At 65.9% G+C, this 20120-nt stretch carries 19 protein-coding genes and 2 pseudogenes; 16 read left to right on the forward strand and 5 right to left on the reverse strand.

Annotated features, from left to right (window positions below):
* Positions 1 to 2: 2 nt before the first annotated feature.
* The 12 genes from E3N86_RS01160 (at position 3) to E3N86_RS01215 (ending at position 10585) form a co-directional block, all read left to right on the forward strand.
* Positions 3 to 1226, forward strand: a complete 1224-nt coding sequence (locus E3N86_RS01160) for an MraY family glycosyltransferase (RefSeq protein WP_134343230.1) — start codon at positions 3 to 5, stop codon at positions 1224 to 1226.
* On the forward strand, positions 1223 to 1708 hold the full coding sequence (locus E3N86_RS01165) for a hypothetical protein (protein WP_134343229.1): 486 nt from the start codon (positions 1223 to 1225) through the stop codon (positions 1706 to 1708). Before E3N86_RS01160 ends, E3N86_RS01165 begins: the two co-directional genes overlap by 4 nt.
* A gap of 179 nt (positions 1709 to 1887) precedes the next feature.
* Entirely contained in the window at positions 1888 to 2670 is a 783-nt protein-coding gene (atpB, locus tag E3N86_RS01170; RefSeq protein WP_134373552.1) for a F0F1 ATP synthase subunit A, read from the forward strand.
* 51 nt (positions 2671 to 2721) lie between these two features.
* Entirely contained in the window at positions 2722 to 2952 is a 231-nt protein-coding gene (atpE, locus tag E3N86_RS01175) for an ATP synthase F0 subunit C (RefSeq protein WP_174720104.1), read from the forward strand.
* Positions 2953 to 2963: 11 nt separating this feature from the next.
* Positions 2964 to 3506, forward strand: a complete 543-nt coding sequence (locus E3N86_RS01180) for a F0F1 ATP synthase subunit B (protein ID WP_134511173.1) — start codon at positions 2964 to 2966, stop codon at positions 3504 to 3506.
* Positions 3506 to 4303, forward strand: coding sequence for a F0F1 ATP synthase subunit delta (locus E3N86_RS01185; RefSeq protein ID WP_104099704.1), 798 nt, complete (start codon positions 3506 to 3508; stop codon positions 4301 to 4303). The genes E3N86_RS01180 and E3N86_RS01185 overlap by 1 nt, the downstream gene beginning before the upstream one ends.
* 86 nt (positions 4304 to 4389) lie before the next feature.
* Positions 4390 to 6027, forward strand: coding sequence for a F0F1 ATP synthase subunit alpha (atpA, locus tag E3N86_RS01190; RefSeq protein ID WP_104099721.1), 1638 nt, complete (start codon positions 4390 to 4392; stop codon positions 6025 to 6027).
* 103 nt (positions 6028 to 6130) lie between these two features.
* On the forward strand, positions 6131 to 7033 hold the full coding sequence (locus E3N86_RS01195) for a F0F1 ATP synthase subunit gamma (RefSeq protein WP_104099705.1): 903 nt from the start codon (positions 6131 to 6133) through the stop codon (positions 7031 to 7033).
* Between the two features lie 18 nt (positions 7034 to 7051).
* Complete coding sequence (gene atpD, locus E3N86_RS01200; RefSeq protein WP_104099706.1) at positions 7052 to 8515, forward strand: F0F1 ATP synthase subunit beta; 1464 nt, start codon at positions 7052 to 7054, stop codon at positions 8513 to 8515.
* A gap of 2 nt (positions 8516 to 8517) precedes the next feature.
* Positions 8518 to 8784: a F0F1 ATP synthase subunit epsilon gene (locus tag E3N86_RS01205; RefSeq protein WP_104099707.1), complete on the forward strand. Its 267-nt coding sequence runs from the start codon at positions 8518 to 8520 to the stop codon at positions 8782 to 8784.
* A 5-nt stretch (positions 8785 to 8789) separates the two neighbouring features.
* Entirely contained in the window at positions 8790 to 9560 is a 771-nt protein-coding gene (locus E3N86_RS01210) for a YaaA family protein (protein WP_134343227.1), read from the forward strand.
* 44 nt (positions 9561 to 9604) lie between these two features.
* Positions 9605 to 10585 carry a malate dehydrogenase gene (locus tag E3N86_RS01215; protein ID WP_134343291.1) on the forward strand — a complete coding sequence of 327 codons (981 nt, stop codon included), beginning with the start codon at positions 9605 to 9607 and terminating at the stop codon, positions 10583 to 10585.
* Positions 10586 to 11086: 501 nt separating this feature from the next.
* On the opposite strand, the gene E3N86_RS01220 is transcribed toward E3N86_RS01215, so the two are convergent.
* The 3 genes from E3N86_RS01220 to E3N86_RS01230 all read right to left on the reverse strand — a co-directional run bounded on the left by E3N86_RS01220 (position 11087) and on the right by E3N86_RS01230 (position 13419).
* Positions 11087 to 11707, reverse strand: coding sequence for a DNA-3-methyladenine glycosylase I (locus E3N86_RS01220; RefSeq protein ID WP_134400912.1), 621 nt, complete (start codon positions 11705 to 11707; stop codon positions 11087 to 11089).
* Complete coding sequence (locus E3N86_RS01225; RefSeq protein ID WP_134373546.1) at positions 11704 to 12204, reverse strand: methylated-DNA--[protein]-cysteine S-methyltransferase; 501 nt, start codon at positions 12202 to 12204, stop codon at positions 11704 to 11706. Before E3N86_RS01225 ends, E3N86_RS01220 begins: the two co-directional genes overlap by 4 nt.
* A 96-nt stretch (positions 12205 to 12300) precedes the next feature.
* Entirely contained in the window at positions 12301 to 13419 is a 1119-nt protein-coding gene (locus E3N86_RS01230; protein ID WP_198412857.1) for a N(5)-(carboxyethyl)ornithine synthase, read from the reverse strand.
* An 83-nt stretch (positions 13420 to 13502) separates the two neighbouring features.
* Here E3N86_RS01230 and E3N86_RS01235 point away from each other — a divergent pair, with 83 nt between their 5' ends.
* The 4 genes and pseudogenes from E3N86_RS01235 to E3N86_RS01250 all read left to right on the forward strand — a co-directional run.
* Entirely contained in the window at positions 13503 to 14465 is a 963-nt protein-coding gene (locus E3N86_RS01235; protein WP_104099713.1) for an aldo/keto reductase, read from the forward strand.
* 70 nt (positions 14466 to 14535) lie between these two features.
* The gene (locus tag E3N86_RS01240) at positions 14536 to 15126 is read left to right on the forward strand and encodes a TetR/AcrR family transcriptional regulator (RefSeq protein WP_104099714.1); all 591 of its coding nucleotides are present in this window, start codon (positions 14536 to 14538) and stop codon (positions 15124 to 15126) included.
* Positions 15127 to 15134: 8 nt separating this feature from the next.
* Positions 15135 to 16664, forward strand: a pseudogene (locus tag E3N86_RS01245) (ABC transporter ATP-binding protein); the annotation flags it as partial.
* Positions 16663 to 17937, forward strand: a pseudogene (locus E3N86_RS01250) (ABC transporter ATP-binding protein); the annotation flags it as partial. The pseudogenes E3N86_RS01245 and E3N86_RS01250, both read left to right, overlap by 2 nt.
* 79 nt (positions 17938 to 18016) lie before the next feature.
* On the opposite strand, the gene E3N86_RS17740 reads toward E3N86_RS01250, so the two are convergent.
* Together E3N86_RS17740 and E3N86_RS01260 are read right to left on the reverse strand one after the other, a co-directional pair.
* Complete coding sequence (locus tag E3N86_RS17740; RefSeq protein ID WP_104169798.1) at positions 18017 to 18409, reverse strand: TraR/DksA C4-type zinc finger protein; 393 nt, start codon at positions 18407 to 18409, stop codon at positions 18017 to 18019.
* Between the two features lie 183 nt (positions 18410 to 18592).
* Positions 18593 to 20080, reverse strand: coding sequence for a molybdopterin-dependent oxidoreductase (locus E3N86_RS01260; protein WP_134511175.1), 1488 nt, complete (start codon positions 20078 to 20080; stop codon positions 18593 to 18595).
* Positions 20081 to 20120 lie beyond the last annotated feature (40 nt).

Consider the following 20120-nt stretch of genomic DNA (forward strand, 5'->3'; position numbering starts at 1 on the left):
CCATGACCGTCTTCGTCCTGCTCAGCCTGGTCTCGGCCCTGGTGACCTTCGGGTTCTCAGTTCTTGTACTCAAGCTCAGTCACCGCTACCGCCTCTACCCGAAGATCCGCGAGCGCGATGTGCACACGCGGCCCACGCCCCGCCTCGGCGGAATCGCGATCTTCGTCGGCATCGTCGCCGCCTTCGGTGTGGCCTACCTGGTTGCGGCCCGCTTCGCGCCGCTGCGACTCATCTTCAGTGACCCCCAGCAGATCCTCGCCATCCTGGGTGCAGCCCTGCTGATCGTGCTGCTGGGAGTGGCCGACGATCTCTGGGACCTCGACTGGATGACCAAACTGGCCGGGCAGTTCATCGCTGCCGGCCTCATCGCCTGGCAGGGCGTGCAGGTGTTGTCGCTGCCGATCGGCGGCCTGACCGTCGGGTCGTCCTGGATGTCGATCCTGATCACCGTGATCGTGATCGTGATCGTGATGAACATGATCAACTTCATCGACGGGCTCGACGGACTCGTGGCCGGCGTCGCGCTCATCGCGAACGGAGTGTTCTTCCTCTACAGCTACCTGCTGGCCCGGGACACCTCCCCGAGCAACTACTTCAACCTCGCCTCACTGATCGCTGCCGTCCTGGTGGGTGCCTGCGTCGGCTTCCTGCCGCTCAACTGGCGGCCGGCGAAACTGTTCATGGGTGATGCGGGCGCCCTCCTGGTGGGTCTGCTGATGGCCACGTCCGCGATCGCGATCACGGGCCAGGTCGACCCGACCGCCGTGAACCGGTCGCAGCTCTTCCCGGCGTTCATCCCGATCATCCTGCCCGTCGCCATCCTGATCATTCCGCTTCTCGACTTCGGTCTGGCGGTGTTCCGGCGCGTCCGGGCCGGCAAATCACCCTTCAGCGCCGACCGCAAGCACCTGCACCACCGGCTACTGGACATGGGCCATTCGCACCTGCATGCCGTTTTGATCTTCTACGGCTGGACCGCGGCGGCATCCGTCGGTTGCCTGCTCTACTTTCTGCTCCCGGTGTATTTCGGGCTGCCCACCTGGTATGCCACAATTTTCCTGATCGTCGCGCTGCTGATCTGCACCCTCGTCACGCTGGCTCCGTTGAGTCGGCGCAAGGCCGTCGAGTCCGCCAGCCAACTCGCCCGAACGGCCGAACACAGAGAAGAAATCGCCCGACTCGACCGCCTCGATGAGGCGTCGGCGACGGTGGAGGAAAACGTATGAACGCACCCGATCCCACCAGCTTGCCCACCACGCTCCGAGCGGTGCCATCGAACGCCAGGGGAGTCCTGACCGCAGTCCTTCGATACACAGGCTTCCTCGCGATTGCCATCGCGATCGTCGGCGGCGGACTCGGCTACCTTTTCGCGTCAACCGAAGGCCTCATCAGCGCCTTCATCGGCACCGCGCTTGCCGTGCTGTTCGCTTCGATCACTGCCGTGAGCATCATCGGGGCCATGCGGTTCGACATTGCCGCTTTTTTCGGCATCGTGATGGGGGCATGGCTGCTGAAAATCGTCGTGTTCATCGTGATACTCGCTCTGCTTCGGGATGCTTCCTTCGTGCAGACGACAGTTCTGTTCATCACCGTCATTGCCGGAGCCATCGGCACCATGATCGTCGACGTCCTTGTGGTCTTCCGCTCCCATTTGGGCTACGTGAGTGACGCCGTGCTCCCAAAAAAATCCGACCACCCCAGGTCCTGACCGGAACAGGGGCGGTCGATTAGTCGCCGTGAGCGAAAGTTGATAGAGTCAAAAAACTGTCACCGGCCGCAGTGTGATCCACTGCGCCACAGACCACACTTGACCATTGTCGCCGTTGTGCATCCGCACAGAAACAGGAGATAGCGCTGTTGTATTACGCTGCGAACTTACTGGTTCCCATGGCTACCGGCGATGAGTTTCAGGCTCCGGGCATCAGTGAGTTCCTTGGTCTCCCCGCGTTGTTCTTTGAGGGAACGCCCTTCGAGATCAACCGGATCATCCTGGTCCGCATCCTCGCCGTAGCCGTGATGCTCCTGCTTTTCTGGCTCGCCCTGCGCAAACCATCCCGAGTCCCTGGCCGCGGTCAGAGCATCGCCGAGCTTGCACTGGGTTTTGTCCAGGTGCAGATCGCCGATCAGATCCTCGGCAAGGAGATGGGTCGCCGTTACCTGCCCCTGTTGGCCGGCATGTTCTTCGGCATCCTTGCGATGAACGTCACGGGCGTAATCCCGGCCCTGAACATCTCGGGCACGGCACTCATCGGCATGCCCCTGCTGCTCGGTCTCGTCGCCTACGTCGTGTTCATCTACGCGGGTATCAAGCAGCTCGGCGCCGCCAAGTTCTTCAAGAATTCGCTCTTCCCGGCCGGTGTGCCGTGGCCGATCTACATCTTGCTCGCCCCGATCGAGTTCATCAATATCTTTATCGTGCGGCCGATCTCGCTCGCTTTGCGACTCCTGCTCAACATGATGGTCGGACACCTCCTGCTCGTGCTGTGCTTTGGGGCGACGAGCTTCTTCATCTTCACTGCAGGTGGCTGGTTGGGGCTCTTCGGAATCGGGACGCTGGCGTTCGGGTTCATCTTCACTTTCGTCGAGTTCGCCGTGTTCATCCTCCAGGCGTACATTTTCACCCTCTTGACCGCGGTGTACGTCCAACAGGCCGTGGCTGAAGAGCACTGACACACACAACTGCGTCGACCGACGTCGTTTTCGATTGAAAGGACACACATAGTGGAATCCACCATTCTTGCCGAGATCACCGGCAATATCGCCACCGTAGGCTACGGTCTTGCCGCGATCGGCCCGGGTATCGGCATCGGTATCGTCGCCGGAAAGACCGTTGAAGCCATGGCTCGCCAGCCCGAACTCGCAGGCCGTCTCCAGGTCACCATGTTCCTCGGCATAGCGTTCACGGAGCTCCTTGCATTCATCGGTGTAGCCGTCTTCTTCATCTTCGTCTAGGGATCGCCACCATGCCTGAGCTTGTTCTGGCAGCAGAAGCGGAAACGAATCCGTTCCTTCCTGCCATCTACGACATCACCTGGTCGGCTGTTGTCTTCCTGGTCGTCATGGTCTTCTTCGTGCGCTTCGCGATCCCGCGCTTCCGCCAGATCCTCGACGATCGTGCGGAGGCCATTGAGGGCAACATCGCCAAGGCAGATGATGCGCAGCGCAAGGCCGAATCTGCTCTCGAGCAGTACACGACCCAGCTGGCCGAGGCGAGGGCCGAGGCCGGCAGGATCCGCGACGCCGCCCGCGTCGACGGACAGACGATCGTGAACGAGCTCAAGGAGCAGGCCGTCATCGCCGCCGCTCGGGTAACCGCGACGGCGAAGGCTCAGATCGTGGCCGAACGACAGGCCGCAGTGATCTCCCTGCGCAGCGAAGTCGGCACACTGGCCATCGACCTGGCCTCCGGCGTCATCGGCGAAAGCCTGACCAACGACGAAAAGGCCAGCGGCATCGTCGACCGATTCCTGGCTGACCTCGAGGCCTCGGAGAAAGTGGTCCGGTAATGGGTAGCGCCACCAGGGAAGCCTTAGTCTCAACACGGGCGGTTCTGTCCCGTCCCGGGGGAACGAACGACCTCGCGACCGGCGTCAATTTGTTGAACTCCGGTCGTGTGATTGGCCACACGTCACAGCTCCGGTCGGCTTTGGTCGACCCGTCAGCGGATGCGGCGGCGAAGGCCACCCTCGTGAGCGCAATCTTCTCGGGCGCAATGACGCCGACCGCGCTGGAGCTGCTTCAAGCAGCCTCCGCCGCACGCTGGTCGAACCACACCGATCTTCTGGCCGGCATCGAAGACCTCGGCCTGCGGGTGATTGCGTCTTCGGCCACGGTCCCAGGGCAGGTCGCGGAGGAACTGTTCGCGTTCGGCAAGACCGTGTCGTCCAACGGCGAGCTCGAGCTCGCCCTCGCCTCAAAGCTCGGCACCACAGCGGCCAAGGTGAGTGTTGTTGACGCCCTCCTGGCCGGCAAGGTCTCCGAACAGACGCTCGCGATTGTTCGACACCTGGTGCAGCAGCCCCGCGGCCGCCGCATCGGAGAATTGCTGCGCTACGCCGCATCCATCGTCGCGGACCAGTCGGACAGCTCGATCGCCACGATCACGTCGGCCGCCGCGTTGGCTCCGGAGCAGGTTGATCGCCTTCGAGCCAGCCTCACGGTGCGCTATGGGCGTCGGCTCACGATCAATGAGGTTGTCGACCCCGAAATTGTCGGGGGCGTCCGCGTTCAAATCGGTGACGACGTCATCGATGGCAGCATTGCCACCCGCCTTAAAGATCTGAGAATCCAGCTCGCTGGCTGACCGCTTCAGTCAGTACCACACACCTCGGGACGGCAGCGTCTCGTGCACGACAGAACCTGTACACCCAGTACAGAAAAGGGAAGATGATGGCAGAACTAACGATCAGCCCCGATGAGATCCGTGACGCTCTCCAGGACTTCGTGAAGTCCTACGAGCCGAACAAGACCGCGACGACCGAGGTTGGCTACGTCACCACGGCCGGCGACGGCATCGCGCACGTCGAGGGCCTTCCCAGCGTGATGGCGAACGAGCTCATCACGTTCGCGGACGGCACCCTCGGCCTCGCCCAGAACCTGGACGAAGACGAGATCGGCGTCGTCGTTCTCGGCGAGTTCGCCGGCATCGTCGAGGGCATGGAGGTGCACCGCACTGGTGAGGTCCTCTCCGTACCCGTCGGCGACGGCTACCTCGGCCGCGTCGTCGACCCGCTGGGGGCGCCCATCGACGGGCTCGGCGAGATCAAGAGCGAAGGCCGCCGCGCGCTGGAGCTACAGGCACCCGGCGTGATGGACCGCAAGTCGGTTCACGAGCCCATGCAGACCGGAATCAAGGCCATCGACGCCATGATCCCGATCGGCCGCGGCCAGCGTCAGCTGATCATCGGAGACCGCCAGACCGGCAAAACCGCGATCGCGATTGACACGATCATCAACCAGAAGGCCAACTGGGCGACGGGCGACGTGAACAAGCAGGTTCGTTGCATCTACGTCGCCATCGGTCAGAAGGGTTCCACGATCGCCGCCGTCAAGGGTGCGCTCGAGGATGCCGGAGTCATGGAGTTCACGACCATCGTCGCGTCCCCGGCCTCCGACCCGGCCGGCTTCAAGTACCTCGCCCCGTACACCGGCTCGGCCATCGGTCAGCACTGGATGTACGCCGGCAAGCACGTCCTCGTCATCTTCGACGACCTGTCCAAGCAGGCCGAGGCCTATCGTGCGGTGTCGCTGCTTCTGCGCCGCCCGCCGGGACGTGAGGCGTACCCCGGTGACGTGTTCTACCTGCACTCCCGTCTGCTCGAGCGTTGCGCCAAGCTGTCCGACGCCCTCGGTTCCGGATCGATGACCGGCTTGCCGATCATCGAGACCAAGGCGAACGATGTCTCTGCCTACATCCCGACCAACGTGATCTCGATCACCGACGGCCAGATCTTCCTGCAGTCCGACCTGTTCAACGCCAACCAGCGTCCCGCGGTCGACGTGGGCATCTCGGTCTCCCGAGTCGGCGGTGACGCTCAGGTCAAGTCGATCAAGAAGGTCTCCGGCACTCTGAAGCTCGAGCTGGCGCAATACCGGTCGCTCGAGGCCTTCGCGATGTTCGCCTCCGACCTCGACGCGACGAGCCGTCGCCAGCTCGGTCGTGGCGCACGCCTGACCGAGCTGCTCAAGCAGCCGCAGTACTCGCCGTACCCCGTCGAAGACCAGGTCGTCTCGATCTGGGCCGGCACGAACGGCAAGTTCGACGAGGTGCCCGTGGCCGACGTCCTGCGCTTCGAGCGTGGCCTGCTCGACCACCTGGGCCGCACCACGAGCGTACTCACGACACTGCGCGACACCAACGTTCTCGACGACGCGACCATCGCGACGCTCGAGATCGAGGTCGACAAGTTCAAGCAAGGATTCCAGACGGGCGAGGGCAAGCCGCTCGCCTCGGTGGGCAAGGAAGTCTTCGAGGCGATTCCCGCTGACAAGGTCAACCAGGAAAAGATCGTCAAGCACCGCCGCTAAGTGACATCGGCCGCGCTCCCGACTCGTTCGAGCCGCGGGGCGCGGCCGGCATCACTCGATCGTCCGCACCAATTCAGCACTGACAAGGAAGCACAGGAGACACATGGGAGCGCAACTTCGGGTCTACCGGCAGAAGATCAAGTCTGCCCAGACGACTAAGAAGATCACTCGGGCCATGGAGTTGATCTCTGCCTCGCGCATTCAAAAGGCCAAGGCTCGCGTCGCCGCGTCAACCCCGTTCGCTCGTGCCGTCACGCAGGCGGTGTCCGCGGTAGCGACGTACTCGAATGTCGCCCACGTGCTCACGACCGAACCGGAGAAGATCGAGCGCGCTGCGGTCGTCATCTTCGCCTCCGACCGTGGTCTCGCGGGGGCGTTCAGCTCGCAGGTGCTGCGTGAGGCCGAATCGCTCAGCGAGCTGCTGCGCAGCCAGGGTAAGGACATCGTCTACTTCCTGGTGGGTCGCAAGGCCGCGTCGTACTTCAATTTCCGCCGCCGCGTCTCCGAGCGCATTTGGACCGGTTCCACCGATCAGCCGCAGTACGAGACCGCATGCGATATCAGCGACGCGCTGCTCGAGGCCTTCCTCCGCGAAGCGGACGACGGTGGCGTCGACGAGATTCACGTCGTCTACAACCGGTTCGTCAGCATGGTCACCCAGCTTCCTCAGGTTGTCCGGCTGCTTCCCCTCGAGGTCGTGGAGGGCGGTGAGGAGCCTGGTGATAATCAGGTCCTGCCACTCTATGAGTTCGAACCGGACGTTGAAACGGTGCTGGACTCGCTCCTGCCCGTCTACATCGAGAGCCGTATCTTCAACTCCATGCTGCAGTCCGCCGCAGCCGAGCACGCCGCACGTCAGAAGGCCATGTCATCGGCCTCCGACAACGCGGACAAGCTAATCAAGGACTACACCCGGCTGTCCAACAACGCCCGGCAGACCGAGATCACGTCGCAGATTTCCGAGATCGTGGGTGGAGCCGACGCGCTCTCATCCGCCAAGCACTAAACCAGAGAAGAGAGAGCTATGACTGACACCGCAACCGCGCCAGTCCATGCACCGGTCGAGACCGTGGCCGTGGGCCGGATCGCCCGGGTCACGGGCCCGGTCGTCGACATCGAGTTCCCGCACGACTCGATTCCGGGCATGTACAACGCACTGAAGACCACCATCGTCATCGGTGATGTGTCGACCGTGATCACGCTCGAGGTTGCCCAGCACTTGGGCGACGACCTCATTCGCGCCATCGCGCTGAACCCGACCGACGGTCTGGTTCGTGGCCAGGAGGTCCGGGACACCGGCTCGCCCATCACGGTTCCCGTCGGGGACGTTACCAAGGGGCGCGTGTTCAACGCCATTGGCGAGGTGCTCAATGCGGAGCCCGGCGAGAAGATCGAAATCACTGAGCGCTGGCCCATCCACCGCAAGCCACCGCCCTTCGACCAGCTGGAATCCAAGACGCAGCTGTTCGAGACCGGCATCAAGGTCATTGACCTGCTCACCCCGTACGTCTTGGGTGGAAAGATTGGCCTGTTCGGTGGTGCCGGCGTCGGCAAGACCGTTTTGATCCAGGAAATGATCCAGCGTGTCGCGCAGGACCACGGTGGAGTGTCCGTGTTCGCCGGTGTCGGTGAGCGCACCCGTGAGGGCAACGATCTCATCCACGAGATGGAAGAGGCGGGCGTCTTCGACAAGACCGCCCTCGTGTTCGGCCAGATGGACGAGCCGCCGGGGACGCGTCTGCGCGTCGCCCTCTCCGCGCTCACCATGGCCGAGTACTTCCGCGATGTTGCCAAGCAGGATGTGTTGCTCTTCATCGACAACATCTTCCGGTTCACTCAGGCTGGCTCTGAGGTGTCGACCCTTTTGGGCCGTATGCCCAGCGCTGTGGGCTACCAGCCGACCCTGGCCGACGAGATGGGCATCCTGCAGGAGCGCATCACGTCGACCCGTGGCCACTCGATCACGTCGCTCCAGGCCATCTACGTGCCTGCTGACGACTACACCGACCCGGCCCCGGCGACCACGTTCGCCCACCTCGACGCCACCACCGAGCTGTCGCGTGAGATCGCTTCGAAGGGCCTCTACCCGGCCGTCGACCCGCTCACCTCGAGCAGCCGTATCCTCGACCCCCGCTACCTGGGTGCCGATCACTACAACACGGCCGTTCGCGTCAAGGCGATTCTGCAGAAGAACAAGGAACTGCAGGAGATCATCGCGATCCTCGGTGTCGACGAGCTTTCCGAGGAAGACAAGGTCACCGTCTCCCGCGCACGCCGCATCCAGCAGTTCCTGTCGCAGAACACCTACATGGCCAAAAAGTTCACGGGCGTCGAGGGGTCCACGGTATCGCTTAAGGACACCATCGAATCCTTTACGGCGATTGCCAATGGTGACTTCGACCACGTGGCCGAGCAGGCTTTCTTCAACGTCGGAGGTATCGCCGACGTCGAAGAGAAGTGGGCGAAAATCCAGAAGGAGAACGACTAGTCATGGCCGATTCTTCGCTCAAGGTCAGCGTCGTCGGGGCGGACCACGAGGTGTGGTCCGGCGAGGCGAGCATGGTTGTCGCCCGCACCGTCGAAGGCCAGATCGGAATCCTCCCCGGGCACGAGCCCATGCTGGCCATCCTGGCCAGCGGTGAGGTGCGCGTGACCCTGAGCGGCGGCGAGAAAATCGTCGCCGAGGCGGCGGACGGCTTCCTGTCGGTCGCCAACGATGTGGTCACGATCGTCGCTCGCAAGGCAGAACTCGTTTAGTCAGTGTGCTGATCCTTCTGCCGCCGTCCGAGACGAAACGTCACGGGGGCATCGAATTACCGCTTGACCTGCAGAGCCTCACGTACCCGTCGCTTGGACCCAAGCGGCGGGTACTTGTGCGTGCGCTGCAGTCGCTTGCGAAGCATCCGGATGCGATGATGTCGGCCCTAAGACTGGGTCGCACGCAGTCCGCGGAGGTGGAGCGCAATCGCGTGCTGTCCTCCGCCGCCACAATGCCGGCCATCGACCGGTACACCGGCGTCGTCTATGACGCCCTCGACGCCGCCAGCCTCTCCCCGCTGGAACGCGACTGGGCAGGCCGGAACGTCCTCGTGCATTCCGCCCTGTTCGGGCCGGTCGGCGCTCTCGATCTCCTCCCGGCCTACCGGCTGTCCTGCGATTCCAGGCTGCCGGAGCTGCCTCTGAAGAAGCACTGGGCGGGCGCTGTGGGTTGCGTTCTGGCGGGGTCAGCGGGGCTCCTGCTGGATCTCCGCTCGAACGGGTACGTGGCGCTCGGCCCCGCGCCGGTGCGGCCCGACGCGGTGTTTCTGCGCGTGGTCACGGAGACGGCGGACGGCCAGACGCGAGCCGTGAACCACTTCAACAAGACGGCCAAGGGGAACTTCACCCGGGCTCTGATCCGGCACGGTCGGTCCTTCGACACCGCCGTAGAGCTGCTCGACTGGGCACCGGGGGCAGGCTTCGATTTGCGCCCGGGAGCGGTCCGGGAACTGAATCTGGTCGTCGCCGCCGAGGTTGCCGCAACCCGAGGCTGACGCGGGCACATTCCGGCCCTAGGCTGGCTTTCGTGTCCACACCAATGAATGTCACCGTCACCGGCGCCGGCGGACAGATCGGCTATTCGCTGCTCTTCCGGATCGCGTCCGGAGACCTCCTCGGCCCGACCGTTCCCGTCAACCTGACCCTGATGGAGATCCCCTCGGGGCGCGCAGCAGCCGAGGGCACCGCCCTCGAACTGCAGGACTGCGCGTTCCCTCTCCTACGCTCCGTGACGGTCACCGAAGACCCCGTGCGCGCCTTCGACGGCGTCAACATCGCCCTCCTGGTCGGATCCCGCCCTAGAGCCGTTGGAATGGAGCGCGTCGCGCTGCTCGAAAGCAACGGCCGCATCTTCGGTCCGGTGGGGGCCGCCCTCAACGCGGGCGCGGCATCCGACGTGCGCGTGCTGGTCGTGGGCAACCCCGTCAACACCAACGCCCTGGTGACCAGTGCCTTCGCCCCCGACATCCCCGCCGACCGGTTCACCGCCATGACGCGACTGGACCACAACCGCGGCATCGCTCAGCTAGCAAGCCGGCTGCAGGTGCACGTCGCCGAACTCGACGGTCTCACCATCTGGGGCAACCACTCCGCCAGCCAGTACCCGGATGTCTTCCACGCCACCGCCGGGGGATGTCCGGTCTCCGAGCTGGTGGCGCAGGACTGGCTCGTCGACGACTTCATCCCCCGGGTGGCGAACCGAGGCTACGAAATCATTCAGGCCCGCGGGGCATCGTCCGCGGCCTCCGCGGCCAGCGCAGCCATCGACCACGTTTACGACTGGGTCAACGGGACCGGTGAGCGGTGGACCTCGGCGGGCGTCAGCTCCGACGGCTCCTATGGCGTCCCGGAGGGGCTCGTATGTTCCTTCCCGGTTCGGGCTGTCGACGGCCGCTGGCAGATCGTGCCGGACCTGGCTATCAACGCGTTCTCGCGGGCGAGGATCGACGCGTCCGTCGCGGAGCTGATCGAGGAGCGCGAGGCCGTACGGGCACTCGGCCTGCTGCCGTCCCTCCGATAGACGCGCGAGTCCTGATGGCTGGGGGGGGCGATGAGGATTCGCGGATGGGGGCTTCGAAGCGGTTGTTTTCGATGCACACGTCGGAGAGCCGTGACCGCGAAAGGGAGGGGGATGAACGTGCGCTCCGACCGCCGTATGTTTGATTCCGAGGCCTCGCGGCGACTCCGTCCCGAACGAATTCGACGGAGATTCGGCCTGAATATCCTCTAAATCCCAGAAATATGCTCATTTTCGGCAGAATCTCCGTCGAATTGGTTCGACACCGGACACGGCGTTCCGCCCGTGATGAACGGCGTCCACACGGTGCAGTCAGGGCTGAAGTGCGGGCGCGACAGAACCAATCGTTCAGGACTTACTCGCCTCGAGGAGCACCTCACGCAGAACAGCCCGCGGTCGGGCAGCCCGCGGTCGGGCAGCCCGTGGCCGTCAGGGCGGCGGTTGGCAGCGTGGCGGCTGACAGGGCGGCGATCGGCATAGCGTCAGCCGAAGGCGTTGTGGTGGTCAGGCGTCGTTCGACCGATGGCATCCGCTCAGGTGGTCGTCGACGAGGCCGGCCGACTGCATCAGGGCGTACATGGTGGTGGGGCCGACGAACGTGTAGCCCCGGGTGCGCAACTCCCGGCTCAGTGCCATCGATTGCATTGTGGTCGCCGGGACCTCGCCGCGCTCCCGCAGCCGGGGGCCGCGGGCTTCGGGCGCGAAGCTCCAGATCAGCTCGGTCAGGCTCTCGCCGAGGTCTCGGGTGACCCGGGCGTTCCGGATGGTGGCCTCGATCTTGCCGCGGTGCCGGATGATGCTCGCATCCGCGAGGAGCCGGGCGACGTCGACGTCGTCCATCACGGCCACGCGGTCGACGTCGAAGTCGTAAAAGGCGGCCCGGAAGGCCGGCCGACGTCGCAGGATGGTGATCCAGGACAGGCCGGCCTGGAACCCCTCGAGGCACAGCTTCTCGAACAGCAGCCTCTCGTCCCGGAGCGGACGCCCCCACTCTTCGTCGTGGTAGCGTTGGTATTCGGGGTCGCCGCCGACCCAGCCGCAGCGGGTGAGCCCGTCATCGCCGAGCTTCAGTGAGGCGGATGTCGTGGCCTCGGCTGGCAGCGCGCTGGTCGCCGGGGTGCTCATGAGCGGTGCTCGATGCCCTCGTGGTCGAGGAGCCAGACCTTGGTGGGCACTCCGCTGCCGCCGCTGTAGCCGGTGATGCGACGGTCGGCGGCGAGCACCCGGTGGCAGCCGATCAGGATCGGAACGGGGTTCGCCCCGACGGCGCCGCCCACGGCCCGGCCGGACCCCGGCTTGCCCAGCGATCGTCCCAGCTCGCCGTACGAGGTCGCCTCGCCGAAGCCGAGCTCGGACAGTCGCTGCCAGACGCCCTGCTGGAACGCAGTGCCCCCGCTCGGCGCCACGGGCAGGTCGAAAACCGTGCGGGTGCCGCCGAAGTACTCCGCCAATTGGCGCGCGGCCCGGTCGAGCAGGGGCGACGGGGCTTCCGGGGTCTCGTCGAGGGGCAGCTGTCCGTCGCGTTCGATGGAGAGGGAGAGGATGCGCTCGGCGTCACTCGTGAGTTCCAGCCGCCCAATGGGGCTGGGCAGCCGGATCAGGAAGGTTTCGATGGTCGTCATGCCTCGACTGTAGTCGGCGGCGCCCTGCGCACAGCGCGGGTTTCGGACCTGGCGTGGAAGGAGGGCCGGGCTGGGCTGGGGAGGAGCCGGCCGGCTTCAGGCGAGCCGGGTGTGGGGATACTCGGGGGAGCGGTGCTGGAATGCCAGGATGTCGGGATTCCGGATGATCCCCTCGTGGATCTCGATGGCCCGCCGAAGGGTCTCGTTGGCGGTCCAAGCGGCCTCGCCCGCAAGGACCTCGCGCAGGTACGGCAACAGCGCCTCGCTGATCTCCCAGGTGGCGGAGTTCCAGAGGTACGACGGGCTGTGGTCGACCGCGTAGTAGGTGACGTTGGTGCCGACCCGGAAGGTCGGTTCGTCGAACGTCGTCGATTTCGCCCAACTGAAACCCATGCCGGTGTCGCAGGACACGTCGATGATCAGCGACCCCGGGGCCACCATCGGAAGATCATCGTGGCCCAGGAAGATGAGCGGGGCATTTGGGTCCTGCAGCACGCAGTTCACGATGACGTCGTGGCCGGCGAGAAACTCGGGCAGTGGCACCCGTTCGTTTCCCGGCAGGGCGAAGTTCCCGTTCGTGCCGTCGCCGTGGTCGAGCTGCACGATCTGGGCGGAGTGGATCGGGGAGCTGACCGCGGTCACGTCGCGATTGGTCAGCACCGTGACATCGTAGACACCGAGTGCGTTGAGCGCCGTCACGGCGCCCCGGGCGGTGGCCCCGAAGCCGATCACCGCGGCACGCTGCTTGCGGCCGTAGTCACCCGTCGAACCGATCAGGGACAGGGCGTGCAGCACGGAGCAATACCCGGCGAGCTCGTTGTTCTTGTGCAGCACGTGCAGGTGGAACTCGCCGCCTCCGGTCCAGTGGTTCATCGCCTCGAACGCGATCAGGGTCAGCCGCTTGTCGATGGCAAGCTGGGTGAGTTTCTCATCCTGCACGCAGTGCGGCCAGCCCCAGAGCACCTGTCCGTCGCGCAGTGCCGCGACATCCGCCAGCAGAGGCTTTGCGAGCAGGATGACGTCGCACTCCCGGATGAGGTCCGCGCGCGAGCAAAGCCCTCCCACGAGCGGGGCCAGCTGCTCGTCCGACACGCCGAACTGCTCTCCGTAGCCCCGCTCGAGAAACATTCGCTCCCGGAGGTCCGGATCGATCCGTTCGACATGTGACGGATGAATGGGCAAGCGCCGTTCATTCGGCTTACCGGAACGCGACATGACGCCGAGCGTGAAACGACTCACTGACACCCCTTTGTAGTTGAGTCCTGTTTAGCACAGGCCGGCGAGCCTAATGTGGAGGGATGGAGCAGATGGAGTACCGCAGACTGGGCAATTCGGGGCTCATGGTGTCCACGATCGGGTTGGGCTGCAACAACTTCGGACGCGCCGGAACCGCGACGGAGAGCCAGGCCGGAACCACCGCCGTCGTCAATGCGGCCGTCGACGCCGGGATCACCCTGTTGGACACGGCCGACATCTACGGCGCGGAACGCGGCCTCAGCGAGACCCTGATGGGTTGCGCGCTGCGGGGCAAGCGCGACCAGATCGTGCTCGCCTCGAAGTTCGGCATGGACATGAACGGTCGGAATGGACCCGACTGGGGCGCCCGCGCCTCACGTCGCTACATTCGACTGGCCGTCGAGGCGTCCCTCCGGCGCCTGCAGACCGACTGGATCGACCTCTACCAACTGCACCAGCCTGACCCGAACACCCCGATCGAAGAGACCCTGCAGACCCTCGACGACCTCATCCGCGAGGGAAAGGTGCGCTATATCGGCCACTCCAACCTGGCCGGCTGGCAGATCGCCGAGGCGGAGTTCACCGCCCGGCTGACGGGGCATCCGCGGTTCGTTTCGGCGCAAAACGAGTACAGCCTGCTGGTGCGTGACGCCGAAGACGAGGTGCTGCCGGCCGTCAACGCCTACGGGCTCGGCTTCCTGCCGTTCTTCCCCCTCTACAACGGGCTTTTCACAGGCAAGTTCTCTCGTGCGGGCGGCCCCGCCGACAGCCGCATCATGATGGTCCGGCCGCACCTGGCCCGGAACGCGCCCTGGGACGTCATCGAAAAGTACGAAGCGTTCTGCGACCAGCGCGGCGTGACCATGCTCGCAGCCACCTTCGCCTGGCTGCTGGCCCAGCCGGGGCTCACCAGCATCATCGCCGGAGCAACCCGCCCGGAACAGATCCTGCAGAACGCCACCGAGGGCAGCGCGTGGAGGCCGTCGCCCGAGGACGTGGCCTGGATCTCGGACCTCTTCGCCTGAACCGTCCTCTCTGGAACCCGAACCCCGATTCCACTTTGTGAGTGAGCGCTCACTCATACAAGCTGGGGGGATGTCCGTCAAACCTGCGCGCGCGAAAGCCCTGTCCGTCGAGGACCGGCAGTCGATGATCCTCGACGCGGTCACGCCGCTGCTGATCGAGCACGGCCAGACCGTCACCACTCGACAGATCGCCCAGTGCGCCGGGATCGCCGAGGGCACCATCTTCCGAGCCTTCGACAGCAAGGACAACCTGCTCCGGGCGGCCATGGACCGTCAGCTCGACCCCGAGCCGTTCCGTCTCGAACTTGCCGCGCTCGACCGTGAGCTCCCGCTCGAGGAACGGGTGCGCGCCATGGTCTCCCTGCTGCGCCGCCGCTTCGCGCAGGTCTTCGCGCTGATGACGGCGGTGGGCTCGATGGGCAGACCCCACACCCACGACGTCGCGCACGAGTTCACCGTGCTGCTCGCCGACGTGCTCGCGCCTGACCTCCTGCGCCTCACGGTTGCCCCGGAGCGTTCAGGGCAGGTCATCCGGATGATCGCGCTTGCGGCATCCGTGCCCCACATCACGGCCGGCCCCGACTTCGACGACGATGAGCTCACCGCCCTCATCCTCTACGGCATCATCGGCTTCCCGACGCCGCCGAACGCCCCCTGCTAGGAGATCCGATGCTCTGGAAACTGCTCGTGAAATACCTGCGGCCGTACCGGCGGCTGCTGGCAGCCGTCGTCGTGTTCCAGCTGGCCCAGTCGATCGCCTCGCTCTATCTGCCCACCCTCAACGCCGACATCATCGATGAGGGCATCGCCACGGGAGACACCGTGTACATCCTGCGCATCGGTGGTCTGATGCTGCTGATCACCCTGTTCCAGATCGTGTGCGCGATCGTCGCCGTCTTTTTCGGCGCGAAGGCCGCCATGGGGCTCGGACGCGACCTGCGCGGCGCTGTCTTCACCCGGGTCGGCGAGTTCTCCGAGCAGGAGGTCACCCGGTTCGGCGCCCCGTTGCTGATCACCCGGTCGACCAACGACGTGCAGCAGGTGCAGATGCTCGTGCTGATGACCGCCACCATGATGGTCACCGCACCGATCCTGTCCATCGGCGGCGTGATCATGGCCGTCCGGCAGGACGTGCAGCTATCCTGATTGATCGCCGTGAGCGTGCCCGTGCTGTTGATCGCGGTCGGGCTGATCATCGCGCGGATGGTGCCGCTGTTCCTCCTGATGCAGACCCGCATCGACACGGTGAACCGGGTGCTGCGGGAACAGCTCACGTGCATCCGCGTCATCCGGGCGTTCGTGCGCGAAGACGTCGAGTCCGTGCGGTTCGGCAAGGCGAACGTGGATGTCACCGACACCGCCCTTCAGGCCGGCCGCCTGATGGCCCTGATGTTCCCGGTCGTCATGCTCGTCCTGAACGTCTCCAGCGTGGCCGTGATCTGGTTCGGGGCGTTCCGGATCGAGGACGGGTCCATGCAGGTCGGCACCCTGGTTGCCTTCCTTAGCTACCTGATGCAGATCCTGATGGCCGTGATGATGGCCACGTTCATGGCCGTGATGATCCCGCGGGCGACCGTGTCGGCCGACCGGATCGGCGAAGTGCTCGAGACCGAGTCCAGCGTGCGCCCGCCGCGCCACCCCGTCGTCGACAGTATCGGCCGCGGAGAGGTGGAACTCGTGGACGTGGGCTTCGCCTACCCCGGCGCCGAGCAGCCGGTGCTCTCCGACGTGAGCTTTACCGTGCATCAGGGGCAGACCACCGCGATCATCGGCAGCACCGGATCGGGCAAGACCACCCTGGTCAACCTGCTGCCTCGCCTCTTCGACGCCACCAACGGCAGCGTGCGGGTCGACGGGGTGGACGTGCGCGAGCTCCACCCTGACCTGCTCTGGGGCAGCATCGGGCTGGTGCCGCAGAAGCCGCATCTGTTCTCCGGCACCGTGCGCAGCAACCTGCTCTACGGCAAGCCCGACGCCACTGAGGCGGAACTCTGGGAGGCACTGACCATCGCGCAGGGCGGCATGAATGTGTCCGGCGGGCAGCGGCAGCGCCTGGCCATTGCCCGGGCCCTGGTCAAACGGCCCGAACTCTATATCTTCGACGACTCGTTCTCCTCGCTCGACCTGGCGACGGATGCTCGGCTGCGCGAGGCACTGGCCGTCGGCACGGGTGGCGCCACCATGGTGATCGTCGCCCAACCGCCTCCCGCTGCGCTACTTCGACACGGTGCAGCGAGGCGAGGTGCTCAGCCGGGTCACCAACGACGTGGACAACGTCTCACAGAGCCTGCAGCAGTCGCTGAGCCAGGCCGTCACCTCTCTGCTCACCGTGGTGGGCGTCATCGTGATGATGTTCCAGCTCTCGCCTCTCCTGGCCCTGATCGCCCTGGTCACAGTGCCGCTGACCCTGGTCACGACCGTCCTGATCGCCCAGCGCTCGCAGAAGTTGTTCGTCGCCCAGTGGACCCACACCGGCGAGCTGAACGGCCAGATTGAGGAGACCTTCACCGGCCACGCCCTGGTCAAGGTGTTCGGCCGCCAGAAGGAGGTCGAGCAACGCTTCCGGGCCAAGAACGACGAGCTCTACGAGGCCAGCTTCGGCGCCCAGTTCGTCAGCGGCCTGATCATGCCGGCGATGACATTCATCGGCAACCTCGTCTACGTCGGGATCGCCGTCGTCGGCGGCCTCCAGGTGGCATCCGGGGCCATGCAGCTCGGCGATGTGCAGGCGTTCATCCAGTATTCCCGCCAATTCACCCACCCGCTGGCCCAACTCGGGTCGATGGCGAACCTGTTGCAGTCCGGCGTCGCCTCCGCCGAGCGGGTCTTCACCCTGCTCGACGCCGATGAGCAGAGCCCCGACCCGGAGCGTGCCGAGGCACCCACGACCGCCCACGGCCGGCTGGTCTTCGAGAACGCCTCGTTCCGCTACACGGCGGACAAGTCGCTGATCGACAACCTGAGCCTGGTGGCCGAGCCCGGCCAGACCGTGGCCATCGTGGGCCCCACCGGGGCAGGCAAGACCACCCTGGTGAACCTGATGATGCGCTTCTACGAGCTCGACGCCGGCCGGATCACGCTCGATGGCGTGGACGTGCGCCGAATGACCCGCGACGACCTGCGTGGACGCATGGGCATGGTGCTGCAGGACACCTGGCTGTTTGGCGGCACGATCCGCGACAACATCGCCTACGGGCGTCCGGATGCCACGGAGAAGGAGATCCTGGACGCGGCGCGCGCGACCTACGTGGACCGGTTCGTGCACACGCTGCCCGACGGCTACAACACCGTACTCGACGACGAGGGCAGCAACGTCAGCGCCGGCGAGAAGCAGCTGCTCACCATCGCCCGCGCGTTCCTCGCCAAGCCCAGCGTGCTGATCCTGGACGAGGCGACCAGCTCCGTCGACACGCGCACCGAGGTGCTCGTGCAGAAAGCGATGCGCGCCCTCCGCGCCGTCCGGAACGAATTCGACGGAGATTTTGCCCAAAGCGGCCCCAGAATGACCAAAAACCGCTCTGGAGACCAGAATCTCCGTCGAATTGGTTCGGTCAGGCCCGGCGGTGCGCCTCCAACTCGCGCGCGCAGTCGATGCACAGCTCCGCGGACGGCCGGGCCTCGAGTCGTTCCCGGCCGATCGGTTCGCCCCGGCGGGTGCAGAACCCGTAGCTGCCGTCCGCGATGCGCGCCAAGGCTTGGTCGATCGCCGCAGACTGCGCCGCCAGGTCGCTGTGCACACCCGAGATGCGCGACCACTCCATGGTCAGGGTGGGTCCTTCGGGATCGTGCTCGTCGTCGGCGGTGCCGGCGTTTCTGGCCTCGATCACACCGTCGAGGGTGGTGCCGATCCGGCCGAGCGCGATGTCGAGGTCGCGGCGCTGATGGCGGAGCAGCTTCTCGAAGTGCCGCAGGTCGGCGGGGGTCAGTTTCGTCCGGGTGGGCATAAGCGTCTACTCCGCTGCCGGGGGGCGACGTGAGCCGCCGGCGCGCACTGTCGATCCGTCATTCCGGTGCATGATTTGCGTCCTCTCAAGCTGGGCACGGCAATGCGCCGGCACGCTGCGTGGTTTTCGCTGTTGAAGATACGCCCGCGCCGGCCGGCTGTCGCGGGGCTGCGAGGGGTCGCTTCAGGCGACCGTGACCGGGATATCGTGCAGGCCGGTGGCCCCATCGGGGATCACGTCCCGGCGCACAGAAGTCTGCACCAGGCCCGCGGCATCCGTCGCCCGCACCCGCAGGGTGTGCCGCCCGGCCGATGCCGGCCAGACCCAGCTCCACTGCCGCCAAGTGTCGGCCGAGATCGCGTCGGCCAGGGTCGCGTCGTTCCAGGCTCCGTCGTCAACTTGCACCTGCACGCCGCGGATGCCCACGTACTGCGACCAGGCCACACCCGCCACGATCACCGGTCCGGCCGCGACGTCGGCGTTACGGCTCGGCACATCGATCCGGGAGGAGAGCTTGACCGGTCCTCGGGCGGTCCAGCCGCGCGTCGTCCAATAGGCGGTCTCCCGGTCGAAGCGGGTCACGTTCAACTCGACCACCCATTTCGTGGCCGACACGTAACCGTAGAGCCCGGGCACGACCATGCGCACCGGGTAGCCGTGCTCGAGGGGGAGCGGCTCCCCGTTCATCCCCACTGCGAGGATCGCGTTGCGGTCGTCGGTGAGAACCTCCAGCGGGGTGCCCGCGGTCCAGCCGTCCTCGCTGCGGGAGAGCACCATGTCGGCCCCGGCGAGAGGCCGGGCCCGCGCCAGCAACAGGCGGATCGGGTAGCCCAGCCAGGTCGCGTTGCCGATCAGGTCGCCGCCGACGGCGTTGGAGACGCAGGCGAGAGTGGTCGTGCTCTCCTCGAGGGGCAGGGCGAGGAGCTCGGCGAAGTCGATCTCGATCTCCCTCTCGACCATCCCGGTGACCGTCAGCGTCCAGGTTCCCGGGTCGATCCGGGGCACCTGCAGGGCGGTGTCGATGCGGTAGAAGTCGGCGTTCGGGGTGATCAGCGGAGTGAGGCCGGGGATGTCCAGCGCGGCACCGTCTGGGATCGGGGCACCGGGAACGGCCGCGGCCGGCAGTGTGAAGCGCGCGCGCGCGGCATCCGTCGCCCGGATACCGGCCGAGATCAGCTGCCCGCCGGCCGCGGCGAGCACGCCCAGGCCGGCGCTGGCCCCGGCCCAGACCAGGAACCGACGGCGGTCCGGGGCGGATGCCTCGGCGCCTCCGGGCGTGCGGCGCAGCTGGGCGACCATCACCGTGAGGAGCACGGCCGAAACGACCATCGCCAGCACTGCGGGCATCGCGTCGAAGGCGGCGGTGTTCTCCCGGGACAGCACCGCGAAGACGGCCAGCGCGCCGGCCAGGGCCACGAGGACCCGGCCGATCGGCGGCCACCGGAACTCCAGCACCCCGGCGGCGGCGGCCAGCACCACGGCACCGAGCGCGACGCAGAACACCAGTACGACCTTGTCGGCCGTGCCGAACAGGGCGATGACGAGTTCCTTCAACCAGGCCGGGGCGCGGTCGATGACCAGCGCGCCGACGGCGAAGATCGGGCTGCCCACCGGGGCGAGCAGGGCGGCCGTCAGCTCGGCCGCGCCGAGGCCGGCCAGGGCGGCGGCCACGCCGGCCGTCGCGGGCCGCCCGAGCCGTGCCGGGGCCGAT

It is taken from the genome of Cryobacterium sp. Hz7 (assembly GCF_004402815.1).
GTDB lineage: Bacteria > Actinomycetota > Actinomycetes > Actinomycetales > Microbacteriaceae > Cryobacterium > Cryobacterium sandaracinum.

What these genes read in the sequence shown, in the direction of transcription:
- E3N86_RS01160 (WP_134343230.1), top strand. Translation starts at nt 3, where the DNA reads ATGACCGTCTTCGTCCTGCTCAGCCTGGTCTCGGCCCTGGTGACCTTC.
- E3N86_RS01165 (WP_134343229.1), top strand. Translation starts at nt 1,223, where the DNA reads ATGAACGCACCCGATCCCACCAGCTTGCCCACCACGCTCCGAGCGGTG.
- atpB (WP_134373552.1), top strand. Translation starts at nt 1,888, where the DNA reads ATGGCTACCGGCGATGAGTTTCAGGCTCCGGGCATCAGTGAGTTCCTT.
- E3N86_RS01180 (WP_134511173.1), top strand. Translation starts at nt 2,964, where the DNA reads ATGCCTGAGCTTGTTCTGGCAGCAGAAGCGGAAACGAATCCGTTCCTT.
- E3N86_RS01185 (WP_104099704.1), top strand. Translation starts at nt 3,506, where the DNA reads ATGGGTAGCGCCACCAGGGAAGCCTTAGTCTCAACACGGGCGGTTCTG.
- atpA (WP_104099721.1), top strand. Translation starts at nt 4,390, where the DNA reads ATGGCAGAACTAACGATCAGCCCCGATGAGATCCGTGACGCTCTCCAG.
- E3N86_RS01195 (WP_104099705.1), top strand. Translation starts at nt 6,131, where the DNA reads ATGGGAGCGCAACTTCGGGTCTACCGGCAGAAGATCAAGTCTGCCCAG.
- atpD (WP_104099706.1), top strand. Translation starts at nt 7,052, where the DNA reads ATGACTGACACCGCAACCGCGCCAGTCCATGCACCGGTCGAGACCGTG.
- E3N86_RS01205 (WP_104099707.1), top strand. Translation starts at nt 8,518, where the DNA reads ATGGCCGATTCTTCGCTCAAGGTCAGCGTCGTCGGGGCGGACCACGAG.
- E3N86_RS01215 (WP_134343291.1), top strand. Translation starts at nt 9,605, where the DNA reads ATGAATGTCACCGTCACCGGCGCCGGCGGACAGATCGGCTATTCGCTG.
- E3N86_RS01220 (WP_134400912.1), bottom strand. Translation starts at nt 11,707, where the DNA reads ATGAGCACCCCGGCGACCAGCGCGCTGCCAGCCGAGGCCACGACATCC.
- E3N86_RS01225 (WP_134373546.1), bottom strand. Translation starts at nt 12,204, where the DNA reads ATGACGACCATCGAAACCTTCCTGATCCGGCTGCCCAGCCCCATTGGG.
- E3N86_RS01230 (WP_198412857.1), bottom strand. Translation starts at nt 13,419, where the DNA reads ATGTCGCGTTCCGGTAAGCCGAATGAACGGCGCTTGCCCATTCATCCG.
- E3N86_RS01235 (WP_104099713.1), top strand. Translation starts at nt 13,503, where the DNA reads ATGGAGCAGATGGAGTACCGCAGACTGGGCAATTCGGGGCTCATGGTG.
- E3N86_RS01240 (WP_104099714.1), top strand. Translation starts at nt 14,536, where the DNA reads ATGTCCGTCAAACCTGCGCGCGCGAAAGCCCTGTCCGTCGAGGACCGG.
- E3N86_RS17740 (WP_104169798.1), bottom strand. Translation starts at nt 18,409, where the DNA reads ATGCCCACCCGGACGAAACTGACCCCCGCCGACCTGCGGCACTTCGAG.